Source organism: Cytobacillus oceanisediminis 2691 (genome assembly GCF_000294775.2).
Classification (GTDB): Bacteria; Bacillota; Bacilli; order Bacillales; family Cytobacillaceae; genus Cytobacillus; species Cytobacillus pseudoceanisediminis.
Genome location: NZ_CP015506.1, coordinates 3,511,476 through 3,527,568 on the forward strand (window position 1 = coordinate 3,511,476; position 16,093 = coordinate 3,527,568).

General features: G+C 41.7%; 19 protein-coding genes. 3 read left to right on the forward strand and 16 right to left on the reverse strand.

Annotated elements, in window-relative coordinates; genetic code table 11:
* Window positions 1-74: 74 nt before the first annotated feature.
* From A361_RS17670 to A361_RS17685, 4 genes are all read right to left on the reverse strand, one after another.
* Entirely contained in the window at window positions 75-752 is a 678-nt protein-coding gene (locus tag A361_RS17670; protein WP_019382509.1) for an NAD(P)H-dependent oxidoreductase, read from the reverse strand.
* A 104-nt stretch (window positions 753-856) separates the two neighbouring features.
* Window positions 857-1,327: a GNAT family N-acetyltransferase gene (locus A361_RS17675; protein ID WP_009333578.1), complete on the reverse strand. Its 471-nt coding sequence runs from the start codon at window positions 1,325-1,327 to the stop codon at window positions 857-859.
* Window positions 1,327-2,181, reverse strand: coding sequence for an alpha/beta fold hydrolase (locus tag A361_RS17680; protein WP_009333577.1), 855 nt, complete (start codon window positions 2,179-2,181; stop codon window positions 1,327-1,329). Before A361_RS17680 ends, A361_RS17675 begins: the two co-directional genes overlap by 1 nt.
* Before the next feature lie 5 nt (window positions 2,182-2,186).
* Window positions 2,187-2,588: a VOC family protein gene (locus A361_RS17685; RefSeq protein ID WP_019382508.1), complete on the reverse strand. Its 402-nt coding sequence runs from the start codon at window positions 2,586-2,588 to the stop codon at window positions 2,187-2,189.
* A 130-nt stretch (window positions 2,589-2,718) separates the two neighbouring features.
* On the opposite strand from A361_RS17685, the gene A361_RS17690 reads away from it, so the two are divergent.
* A complete protein-coding gene (locus tag A361_RS17690) occupies window positions 2,719-3,348 on the forward strand; it encodes a flavodoxin family protein (RefSeq protein WP_009333575.1) in 630 nt (209 codons plus the stop codon).
* Window positions 3,349-3,404: 56 nt separating this feature from the next.
* Here A361_RS17690 and A361_RS30965 read toward each other — a convergent pair whose 3' ends face one another.
* The 9 genes from A361_RS30965 to A361_RS17730 form a co-directional block, all read right to left on the reverse strand.
* Window positions 3,405-4,019: an STAS domain-containing protein gene (locus A361_RS30965; RefSeq protein WP_236887904.1), complete on the reverse strand. Its 615-nt coding sequence runs from the start codon at window positions 4,017-4,019 to the stop codon at window positions 3,405-3,407.
* 58 nt (window positions 4,020-4,077) lie between these two features.
* A complete protein-coding gene (locus tag A361_RS30970) occupies window positions 4,078-4,434 on the reverse strand; it encodes a hypothetical protein (protein WP_236887905.1) in 357 nt (118 codons plus the stop codon).
* 254 nt (window positions 4,435-4,688) lie between these two features.
* A complete protein-coding gene (locus A361_RS17700) occupies window positions 4,689-6,104 on the reverse strand; it encodes a sensor histidine kinase (protein ID WP_236887907.1) in 1,416 nt (471 codons plus the stop codon).
* The gene (locus A361_RS17705; protein WP_019382505.1) at window positions 6,094-6,780 is read right to left on the reverse strand and encodes a response regulator transcription factor; all 687 of its coding nucleotides are present in this window, start codon (window positions 6,778-6,780) and stop codon (window positions 6,094-6,096) included. Before A361_RS17705 ends, A361_RS17700 begins: the two co-directional genes overlap by 11 nt.
* A gap of 72 nt (window positions 6,781-6,852) precedes the next feature.
* Window positions 6,853-7,188: a hypothetical protein gene (locus tag A361_RS17710; protein WP_019382504.1), complete on the reverse strand. Its 336-nt coding sequence runs from the start codon at window positions 7,186-7,188 to the stop codon at window positions 6,853-6,855.
* A gap of 114 nt (window positions 7,189-7,302) precedes the next feature.
* Window positions 7,303-7,866, reverse strand: a complete 564-nt coding sequence (locus tag A361_RS17715) for a hypothetical protein (RefSeq protein WP_019382503.1) — start codon at window positions 7,864-7,866, stop codon at window positions 7,303-7,305.
* Window positions 7,867-8,008: 142 nt separating this feature from the next.
* Window positions 8,009-9,379, reverse strand: coding sequence for an MATE family efflux transporter (locus A361_RS17720; RefSeq protein ID WP_009333570.1), 1,371 nt, complete (start codon window positions 9,377-9,379; stop codon window positions 8,009-8,011).
* 118 nt (window positions 9,380-9,497) lie between these two features.
* Window positions 9,498-9,824 carry an ArsR/SmtB family transcription factor gene (locus A361_RS17725; RefSeq protein WP_019382502.1) on the reverse strand — a complete coding sequence of 109 codons (327 nt, stop codon included), beginning with the start codon at window positions 9,822-9,824 and terminating at the stop codon, window positions 9,498-9,500.
* The gene (locus tag A361_RS17730; protein WP_019382501.1) at window positions 9,824-10,240 is read right to left on the reverse strand and encodes an SRPBCC family protein; all 417 of its coding nucleotides are present in this window, start codon (window positions 10,238-10,240) and stop codon (window positions 9,824-9,826) included. Before A361_RS17730 ends, A361_RS17725 begins: the two co-directional genes overlap by 1 nt.
* Before the next feature lie 172 nt (window positions 10,241-10,412).
* Here A361_RS17730 and A361_RS17735 point away from each other — a divergent pair, with 172 nt between their 5' ends.
* Both A361_RS17735 and A361_RS17740 read left to right on the forward strand, forming a co-directional pair.
* Window positions 10,413-11,213 (forward strand): DUF169 domain-containing protein, encoded by an 801-nt coding sequence (locus A361_RS17735; protein ID WP_033196598.1) that lies wholly within the window; start codon window positions 10,413-10,415, stop codon window positions 11,211-11,213.
* A 99-nt stretch (window positions 11,214-11,312) separates the two neighbouring features.
* On the forward strand, window positions 11,313-11,915 hold the full coding sequence (locus A361_RS17740; protein ID WP_019382499.1) for a class I SAM-dependent methyltransferase: 603 nt from the start codon (window positions 11,313-11,315) through the stop codon (window positions 11,913-11,915).
* Between the two features lie 740 nt (window positions 11,916-12,655).
* Here the strand turns inward: A361_RS17740 and A361_RS17745 are convergent.
* From A361_RS17745 to A361_RS17755, 3 genes are all read right to left on the reverse strand, one after another.
* Window positions 12,656-13,828, reverse strand: a complete 1,173-nt coding sequence (locus tag A361_RS17745) for a phenylacetate--CoA ligase family protein (protein WP_019382498.1) — start codon at window positions 13,826-13,828, stop codon at window positions 12,656-12,658.
* Window positions 13,828-14,616: an ABC transporter ATP-binding protein gene (locus A361_RS17750; RefSeq protein ID WP_019382497.1), complete on the reverse strand. Its 789-nt coding sequence runs from the start codon at window positions 14,614-14,616 to the stop codon at window positions 13,828-13,830. The genes A361_RS17745 and A361_RS17750 overlap by 1 nt, the downstream gene beginning before the upstream one ends.
* Before the next feature lie 237 nt (window positions 14,617-14,853).
* Window positions 14,854-16,032, reverse strand: coding sequence for an ABC transporter substrate-binding protein (locus tag A361_RS17755; RefSeq protein ID WP_019382496.1), 1,179 nt, complete (start codon window positions 16,030-16,032; stop codon window positions 14,854-14,856).
* Window positions 16,033-16,093: the final 61 nt, after the last annotated feature.

Sequence of the window (16,093 nt, forward strand, 5' to 3'; positions counted from 1 at the left end):
TTATTAGTTTTCTAGCTATAATTTCAATTTCCTTTCTTAAGCAATAAAAAAGGAAAAGAGTCAAAGCTCTTTTCCTAATCAATCCACTTTACAATATCATCGAATGGTCTGCGTGTTTTCGGCCTTGGGTCTTTCACTCTGTACCCAAATGCACACATTACCGACAGCCCGAAGCTTCCTTCTTCAAGCAAACCTTCCTCATTCAGCAGCTTATTCATTTTCTCGATATCGAAACCTTCAATTGGGCAGGAGTCTATGCCAATTTGTGCAGCAGCGGTCATCATATTTCCCAGTGCGATGTAGCTTTGCTTACAGGCCCAATCAAAGAGAGGGCGGTCTCCTTCCAGAAGATCAAAATCTGACTTCTGGAATTCCTCTATCCGCTGCAAATATTTTTCCATCATTTCTTCGGGCATCCCCAGAGTATTTCTAAAATGATCCTGCAGATACTGGGAATCATATTTAGTATCTTTTTTCGTTCTTGCCAGGACTAAAACAAAGTGACTTGCTTCAGGCAGTTTACCGAATGCTCCCCAGGAGGCATTCTTAATTTTCTCACGGAGCTCCTGATTCTGAACAACCACAAAACGCCATGGTTCAAAGCCAAATGAACTTGGTGACAGACGGCCTGTCTCCAATATAAATCGAAAATCTTCTTCGGGAATTTCTTTATTTGGATCAAATTCCTTTGTCGCATGCCTGAATTGATAGGCATTCAGAATGTCTTCCTTTAAATTTTCCTTTTCACGCAAAACCAAACACTCCTTTTCTGACTGTTCTAATTTTAACGTAACACATTACAGCATAACATTCATGAAATCAGCTTTTAGTTTGCCCTTTTCATTGCCCTCCCTAATCATTTTGGGCTCTGTCTTTGTAAATCCATAGACAGTCTGATCATATCCCGGCAAAGAATTCCATTTTCATGGATATCTTCTTTGTAATGCCGCACAAAAAAATCTCTATCGACCCCAGTGATTCTAAAACCGCATTTTTGGTAAAGAGCCAGCTGCCCGATACTGGAATTCCCCGTACCAATTTCAAGGGTTTTATTTCCACCTTGAAAAGCAAGCTCTATTGCATGCTGAAGAAGTTTTTTGCCGATGCCCTCTCCCTGATATTTTTCACTAACGGCAATATTAACAATCTCACAGGTTCCTGGCCTTGTGGCAAGAAGGATATAAACGCCGACTGCTGCTCCGTTAAGTTCAGCAATATATGTTTCCCCTCGATTTAGATAATCCTCAATAAATTCAATTGAAGGATCTGCCAATAATAGCAGGTTCATAGGAGGGGGCTCTGAATGGCCAATACTTCGAATCTTCATTATGTCCTCCTTTTTATGTCAAGGCTTTCAAAATAATCTTTGAAAATACTTTCTGTTTGTTCTTTCGGATCAAAAACGGAATGTCCTGCCCCTGCAATCAATTCTTCTTTTAATGAAGGGTGATATCTTCTAAATTCCTGCACCTCTTCTTCCTTTATCAGAGTGCCTTTTTCCTCTCCGCGCAATAAAAGGACCGGCCCTTCAATTTGATCCAGCCCATAGGTTAAGTCCAAATCCTCTGAATCCATCTGAAGTTTCATGGGGAGATCTTTATGAACCCTTGCGTGAATTCCATCTTCTTTTTTCACATAGAATTCTTCCTTTCTTTCTGCAAATTCTTCCGGGCTGATTTCCTGATTAGGGGAGATAGCCTGATAAAGCTCCTCCCATGTCTGATGAACTTTATATCTGGCGATTATGTTTTCAACCCATTCCTTTTTCATAACAAAGCTTTTTGCAGGAAAGTCCCCTACCACAAAGCCCTTAATTTTGCCAGGATAATCTACTGCAAACTGCACAGTATTCGGGACTCCCCTGGAAAATGAAATAAAGTGTGCTTTCTCAATTCCGGCGTGCTGGAGAACCGCCTCAATATCACTGGCCAGATGCCGGATTGTAAAGCCGGTCTTCGGAAGGCCGCTGTCCCCGCACCCTCTTAAATCAATTGAAATGACCCGTCTTGGTTTTCCCCATTTTCCTTGAGATAGTTTTTCCCCAATCCACCTGAACATTCTTCCATTTGAAAGGTTCCCATGAATGCATATTACAGGAAGGCTGTCATTCTCGAATGCAGGTATCCATTCCAGATAATGAAGGGTAAAGTCTTCCTCTCTTTCTATAAAATGATGATCCATAGCTTTCATCTCCCCCGTTCATTTTTGATTACCTTTTTTATTTGAGTTTCCCTTTCATGCTTATCGATATATTCAAAATATCCAATTCTATTTCCCCAGGGATCCGAGAATGTTGCCCACTTAACAGGGACTTCTTTCCTCGAATGGATATCAAATGGTGTTATTTTTAATTCTGTGATCAGCCTTTCACGTTCCTGTTCAAGATCAGGCACACCCAGCCTAATTGGACCGCTTCCTATACTGGGAGTTCCCTCAGCTATCTGAAGCCAGCACCCTGTGATGAGTTCCCACTCTGCAAAACCTTCATGCGGAATGAAATCAGGTTGTTTATTAAGTAAAGTTTCGTACCACCACAGTCCCTTTTTCATGTCCAGCACCCTGAATTGAATCGTCATTTCATAGATCATTTTCAGTCCTCCCATCCCATTCCAATTTATGTAATTCGTTAAAATCATCACATTTCCTTTATTTTATTGTTTTTGAACCAAAGTAAAGGGAATTAAGAGTATTGGATAATAGAAAGGGAGTTGATTAACCATGACAATTAATGCTTTAGTATTAAACTGTACGCTAAAAAAGAGCAGTGAACCCTCCAATACCGATGCACTTATAGATGAGGTTATTAAATTTTTTGATGAAACGGAAGTGGAAACAGAGGTCATTACAGCTGCAGACTTTAAGATTGGATATGGCATTACTTCTGAAGCTGTGGATCAGGAGGATGAATGGCCGGATATTTTTAAGAAGGTTGAAGAGGCAGATATCCTTATCCTTGGTTCTCCCATCTGGCTTGGCGAGCAAAGCAGCATCACCACTAAAGTGATCGAAAGATTATATGGAGGGAGCAGTCTGACCAATGAAAAAGGGCAGTATATTTATTACAATAAGGTTGGCGGCGTAGTGGTGACTGGCAATGAAGATGGAGCCAAACATGTTTCGCGTTCTGTGCTATATTCACTCTCCCATATGGGATTCACCATACCGCCAAATGTTGACACTTATTGGGTTGGAGAGGCTGGTCCCGGCCCATCCTTCATTGAAGCAAAGGGCTATGAAAATGACTTCACAAGACAGCATGCCAAAATAATGGCCTATAATTTAATCCATTTTGCTAGAATGTTGAAAGCTCATCCGATACCTGCAGAAGGAAATATCGTTAAAGTCTAGTTGCATTAATAAGCAGTAAAAAACCAGCATTGGCCCTAAATGCTGGTTTTTCCTCATTATCTCTTAGGAGAAATCTCCAATCCCAATTGATCCAGTGCGTAGGTGATTCCCTGCTGCAGGATGGAGAAACATGGAATTTGCGTTTCTTTATTTCCGCTCTCTACTATTTGGAGGCTAAGTTCTGGTGAAATCCCGACAAATATGCAGTTGCTGCCCAATAGGGAAGCGGCTCGGACAAATTTCTTCAGGAAATCCAGAGTATATTGATCTACCCCTTTTAATGCAGTTAAGTCCAGTATTAGATACTCAGCTTTATATCGGGGAAGATTCAGTAATGTTCTGTTCAGCAATTCCTCTGCCCGCAGCTCTTCATATCTTCCAACCAAAGGGATGACCAAAATGGAATCGATCACAGGTATAATAGGAGAAGAAATCTCTTTAATGATTTCAGACAATACTCTGGTCTGCTCAGCAATTTCCTTTTCCAGCTCTTTCTGGGCGCTTTGTGTCCGCTCTTTTATCATTGCGCTAATATTCTGGGAAGGTGTAATTTCGGATTCGAAAAATTCGTATTCGGAATACTGGTCCCCCTGGACCTGGCTTTGCCTCACTTTATACCATATATTTGTTTCAAACAGGCCGCTTAACACCCCTGCCCAATGTCCAGGCAAAAAAGTGCCTTCTGTTTTTTTCCTTTGAGCAATATTAATCTTATATTCCCAGCCGCTGTTAACACGTACAATGGCTTTCTTTTCTTCGAGACAGAAGGAAACAATGTCTGTTTTTCCCCAACCCAGTTAGATAAATATTGGGCAGATGATTGATAATGTCTTCTTTTTCTTTATTCGATTCCAAATAAAATTTGCTGACAATTTTCCCTGTACGGTACCCTGCTGTTTCTAGCACAAGCTTGGCCGACTCTTCACCAGAGATTTCTTCAATGGAGTCCAGCAGTGTCTTGAAAGCTGTGTTTACCCAAAATACTACCACATCGTCGTTCTCAAATCTAAACGTTGCATCATCCAAATCCCAATCGAATAAAGATCCATTTACATTTATTTCATATTTGGAAGATTTAGTCTCCATCGAATGCCCCCTCATTTTATACTTTCGTTGCTGTCTAGTCATCTATTTAAAGAACATTATTATTCTACCCTCAAGATTATTTCGGAGTCAAAAATGTATATGCTTCTGTTAAACCCTTATTAAATATGAAAAAAACCTTTGAAATATAGCTGCTGAAATTTGCCGCCTGCGAGTCAAAATCCATTCAACTTTTCGCACTTTCTTTTTATTCACCTCCAAAAAAAAGATAGGCAAGCAAGTCTTCCCGCTTATACCTACCCTTCTTCTTCCCACATAATCGTAAATGTACTGCCTTTTGCCGAACTTTCTTTTAGAAATAAATTTGCGTGCAAAGCACCAGCCAGCAGTTTGCTGAATGGAAGCCCCAAGCCAAGCCCTCTTACTTTCAGCTTTTTCTGTTCACCCCTGTAAAATCGCTCAAAAATATAAGGCTGCTCCTCTTCCGCTACTCCTGAACCAGTATCATGAACCTCAATAAATTTCTCACTCAATATAACAGTAATGCTGCCATCTTCATCAATGGCATGATAAGCATTATTCAATAAATTAATCATAATCTGCTGCAGACGGTACGGGTCTGTTGATCTGCAGATGGTTTCAGAGGGCACTTCTACACGATAGTGAAAATGGCCTTTCTGAGCCAGTGCCCATTGCCTTACAATATCCTGCACGAGCTTATTCATATCACAGTTTTCGGGCCTGATTGAAAAAGCACCGGACGAAAGAGAATTAAAATCGAGCAAGTCCTCAATCATTTTCTGCAAACGGCTGACTTCTTTTAAAGAAATATCAAGAAATTCCTCTTTTTCTTCCCCGCTTACAACATCATCACGCACTGCCTGAATTAGACCGCTTATAGATGTGACAGGTGTTTTCAAATCGTGTGTGACCCCAGCCAGCAATTCTGCCCTAAGTTTTTCAAGGTGCATAAGCCGCTCAGTCATTTCTTTAAACGATATGATTAAATTATGAATCTCTTCCTCATTGGCCCTGGCTTTCAGTTCGATTTTATAGTCACCTTCGCTGACCTTCGAGGCAGCTTGAGCCACTTCCTGAATGGGTCTCGAAATTTTCCTGGAAAGAAAATAAATGACACTCCATCCGAGTAAACCCAATCCTGTGAGCATGATAAATAACAAGGAATATTCCTGATTTACATTCGTCAAATCATCTGCGCTTTGGACCACCACGACCCATCCAACCTGGTTATTATCGAATGATATCTCCGACTTAACCGCATACACTGCCTGACCATCCTCTGTCTCCAGTTTTTGGACGTTCTTTTGGTTCTCAAGCAAATCTGCAGGCAAAGTTCCGAGATTGGGACCAGCCTGGTTATTTCTCTGCATACGTCCAGATTTTTTATATAATATCTGTCCATTTAAATCGCTTATAAAAACCTGGGGATCAAACTTAAATTCCAGCAGCTTCGCTCTTTCCTCCAGCATTCTATTAAAAAATGGATCAAATTCGATGCCGCCGTCCTGCTGTACGACACGATCTGCTGTTTCAACAGCAACGTACTGCAGCAAATTCAGCCGGTTTTCAAGTGTTGTCTGCCTGATCCACCACATAGATCCCGCTGCCAGTAAGATAAGTCCGATGACAAGTGTAATAAGATAGCGGGTTGTCCAATAGCGGAGCAGTGTTGTTCTTTTGTTATTTTTCATAAACATGGAATTGGTACCCCATTCCTCTGAGCGTCCTTATTTCACCTTCTGTTTCCGGCCAGTCTGTTAATGCCTGCCGTATCCTCTTTACGGCCAAATCGACAGCACGGTCGCTTCCGTCATAATCCATTCCCCAGACATGTTCAATCAACTGATCCCTGGTGAAAGTTCTGTTAGGCCGTTCAGCCAAAAACAGAAGCAATGATAAATCTCGCGGAGTCAAACTTACTTCCTTGCCATTCAGGAAAATGGTATGCGCATTAAAATTTATCGTTAAACTTCCATATTGATTTATATGTTCATCCGTGTACACATTTGCTGATCGCCTCAATACGGCATTCACACGTGCAATAACCTCATCTCCGATAAAAGGCTTTGAAATATAATCATCTGCACCTGTATTCAAGCCCTTCAGCTTGTAATCAATATCCCCCAGCGCTGTAAGCATGATAACAGGACATGCGCTTTTTTCACGAATTTTTTCAAGCACACTCCAGCCATCCATGCCAGGCATCATAATATCCAGGATCACAAGCTGTGGTGAGTGACTGAAAAATTGCTCAAGAGCACTGGTGCCGTCATATGCTGTTAGAACTTCAAACCCTTCTCGCTGCAAATAGGCGCTTAAAACCCTGGAAATAGCCAATTCATCTTCTGCCACAAGGATCTTTTTCATTTTACTTTCCTCCAATATGTTAACTATACAAGAAAAATCCCCGGATTTGTACACGGGGATTTTTAAAACTTATTACAAAGAGCCTGAGTCTGTACCTGTTTCAGTTAGACTTTCTTTAGATACGCGCTGCTTCATGCTGCCATCTTTCCCATGCCCATGACTGCCTCTCATTTCCTTCATGCCCAACCCTTTAATATCCATAAAATTTTCTCCGAGTACATCCTGTAATTTAGCACTGTCCTTCTCTTCTATTTCCGAGATAAGTTCTGCTGTTGATTTATTATTGGTGGAAATACCCAAGTCCTTAGCGAGGTCAGTCACTTTTTTCTCCCTGACCTCTTGAGCAATTTGCTGAATAAATTTCCCATCTATTGATATGCCCAGTTCCTTCGCTTCTATTTTGACCATCACGGAAAACACCTCTTGCCAAGCTTCCCTGATATCTTTGCCTTCTATGGAGATTCCCAGCTTTTCTGCCTCTTTTTTTACGGACGCTGTGTATATTTCTTCTGATAAGGTCTGCTAGTCTTTTCCATCAGTAGAAATCCCAAGCTCTTTTGCCTTCTTATTTAAGGAAGCAGCCTGTATTACTTTTTTAAGAGTATCCAAATCTTTGTCTTCAGTCGATACTCCCAGTTCTTTGGCCTCCTCTTTCAGTTTTGCTGTACCGATTTCTTCATGAAGAGCTTCTGCATCTTTTCCTTCTGTCTTGATGCCCAATTCTGCAGCTTCCTTTTTCAGCTTAGCAAGCATTACTTCCTCCATAAGGTCTTCAGTATCTTTTCCATCCGTTTTAATCCCAAGCTCCTTCGCTACTTTCAGAATTTCTTCTTCCCTGATTTCACCAATTAAAGTTTCGGCATCTTTTCCTTCTGTTTTAATGCCGAGCTCTTCAGCCCTTTGAAGGACAGATTCAGAGTCATTAGTAAATCCCCTGCCATAATGTCCAAACCACTTGTTTTTAAATTTCCAGCTTAACTCGCCTTTTTCTGCAGAAGTTACTGTATCAGATGCAAAAGATGTTGTCGCATATCCACCTGCCAATAATAAACCTGCAAGGCTAAAACCAATGATTGTCTTTTTCATTCCTATACCTCCTGAATATTTTCAAGGCCAAGCATTCTTAACCTCGACTTTACTATATCCGGGCAATATGTCAGGTAGATGTCAAAAAAAACTTAACAAATAAAAAAAACCGTCAATGCCGCAATAAACGGCCAGACGGTTTTTAGCCTGCTTCCCGAATTTCTTCATTGATAAATTTCCTCTTCTGGATAAAGATAAGCCTCATTGAAAGACAAACACCTGCAGCAAGAAGCCCGAAGGTAAGGCCAAGCCAATATCCAGTAGCCCCGAGGCTGGTATGATGTGCAAGAACGTAGCCAGCAGGCAGACAAATCAGCCAATAAGCAATCAATGTGATAACAAACGAAATATTCACATCTTTATATCCTCTTAATGCAGCTTGTGCAGTAGCTTGGATGGCATCAGAAATCTGGAAAAACAGGGCGTAAATCAGAAAATGGGCAGTTAAGGCAATAACGGCACTATCAGTAGAATAAAAACCTGCAACTTCATAGCGGAAAAATACGACTAGCAGCCCAGTAAACAAGGCAATCAATACGGCTAAATAGATGCCAAGCCAGCTGTAGGCTTTTGCATCCTTATACCTGCCTGCACCCACTTCAAATCCGACTAACACTGTCTGCGCCATGGAAATGCTGATCGGGATCATATAAAGGAAGGAAACAATGTTTAATGCAGACTGATAAGCGGCAATAGTTGTCACATTGAATTTACTGATTAAGATGGTCACCACTGCAAACATACTCGTTTCAAAAAAGATTGACAATCCCATGGGTACTCCAATCTTTAAGATTTCTTTGCATTTATCCCATGAAAAATCATTAAGACCGCTGAATATCGTATAGTTTGAAAAAGGCTCCTTCGTTTTTATAATAAAAGCAGTCATGACAAGGATGAACCAATAAGTAATAGAAGTTGCATACCCTCCACCTGCTCCTCCCAGTTCAGGAAATCCCCAATAGCCAAATATCAGGACATAATTCAGAAAGAAATTGATTGGAAGCGAACAAAACAAAATCACCATTACAACTCTCGTTTTGCCGAGTGCATAGATGAAAGATCTTAAAACATTAAATATGAATAAAGGAACGATTCCAAAGCTGAGTCCCACAAGATAGCCCCTAGCCGTTGCTTCCACAGCATTAGTCAGATTCATGCTATCTAGCAGCGGGTCAAGCAAAAATGAACCCAACAGAATGACTGCAAAGGCAATAACAAAGCCCAGAAATATTCCATTTTTTACGATAGAAGTTACTTCCTTGTTCTTTTTCTCTCCAAACGCTTGAGCCGCAATTGGAGATACAGCCATTAAAATTCCGCTTAGCCCGGTAAAAACAGGATTCCAAATGGAGGAGCCTATCGCTACGCCAGCAAGGTCGGAAGCATTATATCTTCCCGACATGATCGTATTAAAAAAGACCATTGCAAACATGCCAAGCTGCGTGATTAAAATGGGAATTAACATGATGGTAATTTGCCTGATCTTCTCCTGTAAAGTAAATGTCTGATACATCCTAAGGACTCCTTCTCAAAATATTAATCATAAATATCATTATATTATATCTTTAAGAATATAGACCTTATTTTTAGACAAAAGAAAAAAGAGCTGCAGAAGCTCTTTTTTCAGGACATCACTCATTTTCTTCTTCAACTATATATTTGAGTTTTTGCAGCTTATTATTCCAGAATTGTTCATAATAGGACAGCCATTGCTTCAATTCTGTCAGCGGCTCAGGCTGGAGATGGTAGATTCTTTCTCTGCCTGCCTTTTTCCCTTTTACTAACTCAGCTTCAGAAAGGATCTGAAGATGTTTTGATATGGCGGTCCGGCTTATGGGAAAATGAGCACTTATCTCTGAGATCGGGCGTTCTTTTTCAGCCAGCAGCCTCAATACTTCTCTCCTAGTGGGATCGGCGATTGCCTGAAACACATCATGTTTCCTGGCAGAAGCACCCATTATTCCTCAACAACCTTGCCAAGCTTCGCAAGAATTCCAGTCCATCCATGTGACATTCTTTCACGGATAACCGCACTCTCAGCTTGAGCCTTCTCAACCAGTTCATCTGACTGTTTCCAGCCGCCATGTATAAGAGTAAATTCAGTTTTGCCGCCCAAATCTTTCAATAGGAAAGATACAAACCATCCATCTGTATCCCATTTAAAAGAAAGCCGGTTAGGCTCATCTAGTTCTGTGACCTTACACGGGGACGGACCAAATGGGGACTGAATATGAAATTCATAGCCCAGCTCAGCCTTAAAATCATTTGGCATAAACCACGCTTCGATCCCCTCCGAAGTAGAGACTGTCTTCCAAACTTTTTCAATCGGCGCATTAAGTATAACTGTTTGTTTAATATCCTGAAGTGTTTCCATTTACATACTCTCCTTTAATTATAAAATACAACCTTTTGGTTTCATTTAAATCATATACAACCTTTTGGTTTCATGTCAACTGGAATATTATGATGTTTTCTAAAATAAAGCCTAAATATGCAGGTTAATCCATATAATTTACAGAATTAATCTAATATCTAAAGGAGGGATCATGATGCAGGAAACGATTCAAGCCCAAAAACTTTCTGATCTGGAAACTGCGATTCTTACATATGTGAGACCCGATACTTTTCCGCTGGCTATAAGAGTTTTGAAAAAAGAGGAGGAATTGCCTGTCAGGGTAAAACGTCCGGCAAGAGACTTTGGCAAAACATTCAGCATCTGTCAGGGTGTGACAATGTCTAGAAGATATGGCTGGTCCATTGCCATGGGCAAAGAAGACTTATCATGCCCAATTGCCAAAATCGCTTTTGGATTTGAAGAGGAACTCGACTATTACTCAAAAGGCAGCTTAACAGATGGCATGTATACTAAAACCTGTGACCTTGGCGCCTTAACCGAAGCGGCAGTTCCTAAATTTTCAAAAGAGGAAGCCGGAACTGTATTAATGGCTCCTCTGGGGAGAGCAGCATTTGAACCGGAAGTAATCACTGTTTATGGTAATTCAGCCCAAGTCATGAGAATGGTTGCGGCTGCCCTCTATCATACGGGCGGTGAAATTACATCCACTTTTACGGCTAGAGCTGACTGTGCCGATATCGTTATTAAGACCATAAAAACCGGTAAGCCGCAAGTGATCCTGCCATGCTATGGAGATCGGGTTTTCGGGCAGACACATGATCACGAAATGGCCTTTACCATTCCTTTTTCCATGGCAGATGAGTTTGCTGAGGGATTACAGCAAACCCACAAAGGCGGTGTGCGCTACCCAGTTCCAACCTACCTTCAGTATGAGGCAAAGTATCCGGACACGTATGAGAAGCTTAACGAGATGTTCGACAGCCTCCCCTGATTATTTGATGCTGGTGCCCCTAAGAGAGGTACCGGCTTGTTTCATTTTAGGATAAGAGTAAAATAGAAAAAGACAGCTATTATGAAAAGAGTGAATTTTTTGAGCAGCTTATTCCCACCCCTATATGATTTGGCCATGCAGCCTCTAGAAAAAAGAAAATTCCGGAAAATCAGAAGTGAAATTCTTTCCATGGTGGACGGCCGGGTACTCGAAGTTGGTGCCGGCACAGGCATTAACTTCCCTTTGTACAAAAATGCGGATCAGGTCGATGCCATTGAACCAAACCAGGCAATGATTGAAAAATCTATTTCTCGCAAAAATGCGGCCGCAGTACCTATCCATATCCACCGGCAGTCAGCTGAAGATCTTGAATTTGCGGACAAAACTTTTGATTCAGCAGTTGCCACTCTTGTTTTCTGCACGATACCAAATCCTGACAAAGCGCTAGCGGAGATCAGACGAGTATGTAAGCCAAAGGCAAAAATACTATTCTTTGAGCATGTTAAAATGGAGCAGCCCGCTCTGGCATTTGCCCAGGAAGCCCTGAATCCTCTATGGAAACGAATTTGTGACGGCTGCCACCTAAACCGTGATACACTTCTGTCTATTCAGAAATCCGGCATGAAGGTTACGAATGTGGCTTCCTATTATAAAGGATTGTTTCTGGTAATGGAGTGTGAGAATAGCGATGGCAGCCTTTAATGTTTAATTAGCGGCATCATTGGGGATTGCTACTCTATCTTTGTTGTTGGCAGCTGAGTAGCTACCGTTTTTTCCCTCTTAACATTTTCGGCTTTAATCCGGCTGGTTAACTATCTGTTTCTTCCTCCCCTCTACATTTTCGGCGTTAATCCAGTCGATTAACTACCAGTTTCCTCCTCCCCTCCACATTTTCGGCCTTAATCCAGTCGATTAACTACCAGTTTCCTCCTCCCCTCCACATTTTCGGCGTTAATCCAGTCGATTAACTACCAGTTTCCTCTCCCCTACCACATTTTCGGCCTTAATCCGGCTGATTAACTATCAGTTTCTTCCTCCCCTCTACATTTTCGGCCTTAATCCGGCTGGTTAACTATCTGTTTCTTCCTCCCCTCTACATTTTCGGCGTTAATCTAGTCGATTAATTACCATTTTCCTCCTCCCCTCTACATTTTCGGCGTTAATCCAGTCGATTAACTACCCTTTTCCTCCTCCCCTCCACATTTTCGGCGTTAATCCAGTCGATTAACTACCAGTTTCCTCTTCACAACCACATTTTCGGCGTTAATCCGGCTGGTTAACTACCATTTTCTTCTCCCCTAGCGCATTTTCGTCATTAATGTGAAAGATTTACTCCCATTCTCTTATTCATGATCCACTTTCGCCTTTATTCATAGTTCAAAATTAGAAATCCTTTTCAGTTCTCTATAAAAAAGAAGGCCGATTCAATCAGCCTCCTTTGACTACACCTTCTTTAATTCGTAATTCCGGTTATCCACCAGCTTCTTATCATCCTTTTTAATTGAGCCTGCCGCTGTTAATTTCAGGATTGGCTTGACCCGGATCACATCCTGAATTTTTGCTGAAAGCTCAGATTCCAAGCCTTCCTCAGACTCTATGAAAATGGCAAGCTGATCCTGCCCGTTCTCATTTGTGACAACAGCCTGGAAAATCGAATACCCTGCTTCATTCAAGATCTTTGCAAGCTGTTTTTCTCTTACAAACATTCCTTTTACCTTTACACCATCACTAACACGCCCCAGCACTCCTGCAATCCTTTTTCCTTCGTACCCTTTAACCCAGCGGGAGAGGTCGCCCGTGCCAAAGCGGATGAGCGGGTAGCTCTTATCAAATAGAGTGACAACCACTTCCCCTTCTCCATCTGAAACCTCCCATCCAGTCTGCGGGTCACAGATTTGCACGATGGCAGAATCAGTTATTCTCAACCCCGGGCCCTGCTTGTCTTCAAAAGCAATACATCCGCAATCCGCAGTCCCATAGCCTTCATATACCGAAATTCCATTGTCTTCACACCTTTTCCGCATTTGTTCAGTCAGCATTTCAGCAGTAAAGAAAGCTTTGTTCAAGACAACATCATTTCCCATCTTCCATCCCTTTTCTTCAAGGGCATCAAGTAAAAGGCTAAAGAAGCTGGGAGTTCCCACATAGCCGGTTACCCTGGTATCCTTCATGATCTGAATCTGCAGTTCCCGATTCCCGGTTCCTGCCGGGATGACAGTTGCTCCTAATTCTCGGAGTGCCGAGTCAAACATAAAGCCTGCCGGTGAAAGATGATAGGAAAATGTATTCTGAACAATATCATTACTGTTAAAACCAGCTGCCCTGAGAGCTTCTGAGAAACGCCAAAAATCCTTCTCGGTGGTTTGCGGATCATAAATTGGTCCTGGTGACATAAAGATTCGTGCCATCTCATTAGGCTTTACAGCTGAAAGGCTTCCGAAGGGCTGATCTGCAGATTGCAGTTCCGGCAATTGGTCTTTTTTAAGCACGGGAATTTTTTGTAAATCCTTTAGAGATAGAATGTCACTTGGAGAAATATGTGCCTCATCAAGCTGACTTTTAAAGCCTCTTGCATTGTCATAGGCATGCTGGATCACTTCCTTCAGCTTTTCCACTACAGCCACCTCTTTCTTCTTTTATAAGATTTAATATCTTTATAGCTTTTCCGTCCCTTATCCCCCATTCCCAGGTAAAATTCACGCACATCCTGATTGGAAAGGAGCCGGTCCACCGTTCCATCCATCACAATCCGGCCGTTTTCCATGATGTATCCATAATCGGCAATCGATAAGGCAACATTGGCATTTTGTTCAACTACCAATATCGTGGTCCCCTCTTCTTCATTGATTTTTTTTATGATCCCGAAAATCTCTTTTACTAATAGTGGGGCCAGTCCTAATGAAGGTTCATCAAGAAGCAGCACCTTTGGCTTTGCCATGATCCCCCTGCCAATGGCCAGCATTTGCTGCTCTCCTCCTGACAGATAGCCGGCCTGCCTGTGCTTCAGCATTTCAAGCTTTGGAAAATAATGATAGACTTTTTGAATATCACTTTTAATATTCTTCCGGTCTTTCCTGGTATGTGCACCCGCAATCAGGTTATCTTCCACAGATAGGTGCTTGAATACGCGCCTTCCTTCCATGCACTGAAAAATGCCTTTCTTTACGATGGTTTCAGCATCGCTTACATCAATGCGCTCCCCATAAAGCTCGATAAATCCGTCTGTTACTTCACCATTCTCACTTTTCAACAGTCCGGAAATGGCTTTAAGGGTAGTCGTTTTCCCGGCGCCATTACTGCCGAGCAACGCAACTATTTTCCCTTTGGGCACCACCATTGACATCCCCTTTAGTACAAGGAAGACCTTATCGTACATCACTTCGACATTGTTTATTGTCAGCATTCATCTGTCCTCCCAGCTTTATAAACTCTTTCTCTATTTATTCGTCCCAAGGTCAAGTTCTGAATCATTTGTTGTTTGCTGGTTTTCTCGGTTTATTTGCAAAATCTGAGATTTGTTTGCGGATTCAAATCGTTTGTTTGCCAAATTTCGAGTTTATTTGCCAAGTTCACAATCTAGTAATGATCCAAGCCTTTAAAAGTTAACAGGAGGCGGGTATAAAACCTCGCCCCCACCATTTTAGTAGCCGATATAATCAGTGAACACTTCAAACTGGCCGTTTTTGACTTCTGCCAATCGAATTTGGTTTGTACCAGCATGATTGTCAGGTGAAAATGTAACTGGGGCAGCTAGACCGCCAAGATCAAGATTTGAGATTTTCTCAAGGCCAGATCGGATCCCTTCGCCTGAAGTCGGGTCTTCAGCAAGTTTTAGGCCTTCAACCATAATTTTTGCGGAAACCCATCCCTGGATAAATTTCTGGTTTTTGTCTTCCAGCTTTTCTCCCTTACTTTCTACGAACTTCTTGATTTCTTCCATTCCAGGAAGATCTTCATAAGGGAATGCATGTGTGACAACCCCGATAAATCCTTCAGCCGCATCGCCCGCAATTGGAAGCAAGCCTTCTCCGGTAGCCCAGTTTAAACCGATGAATTTTGTATCAAGGCCAAGCTTTTTAGCATCTTTGAGAATCGTTGCGGTTGCCCCCCAAGTTTGGTTGATAATCGCATAATCAGGATTTTTCTTTTCCATGTTCAGTAATTGGGAGGTTGCATCAAGTGTTTTCAGGTCAACTATTTGCTCATCAACAATTTCAATGCCATTTTCCTGTGCATAATTTTTGGCATCTTCAATTGGGGATTTTCCAAAAGCCGTATCGTTGTAAATTAAGGCAACAGTAGGTGTGCCGCCAGTGTGATTGTCTTTTATCCAATTCAGTACAGATCTTGCCTGGTCGGAGTAAGAAGCGGCGGCCAGGAAATTATATGGACTTTCGTCAATATTTTTTAGATTCTCTGAGTATGAAGCCGAGATGAATGGAAGCTTGTCGGCTGCCACCTGCTGGCGAAGAGCTTCTGTGTCACCTGTTCCCCATCCTAAAATAGCCGATACTTTATCCTTTGATTTTAATTTCTGATAAAGTTTTTGAGCTTCAGGAATTTTATAAGCATAGTCATCACCGATTAATTCGAGCTTATAGCCATTGATCTCCTCACCTGCAATGGATTCAAAAAATGCTTTTTCACCTTCTGCATATGGTGTTCCTACATCACCGGTACCGCCCGTTAGGTCAAAGATACCGCCGATTTTGACAGTGCCTTTCTTGTCACCGGATGCTCCCTCGCTGCCTCCTGAACAGCCAGCAAGCATTCCAGCCATTAATGTTGCTGCCAATAAACCTTTCCACACCTTCTTCATAATGTTCCCCCTCATTTTTACCTCTTTTTTATAAAAATTTGAAAGTTTTGCTTTCAAAATT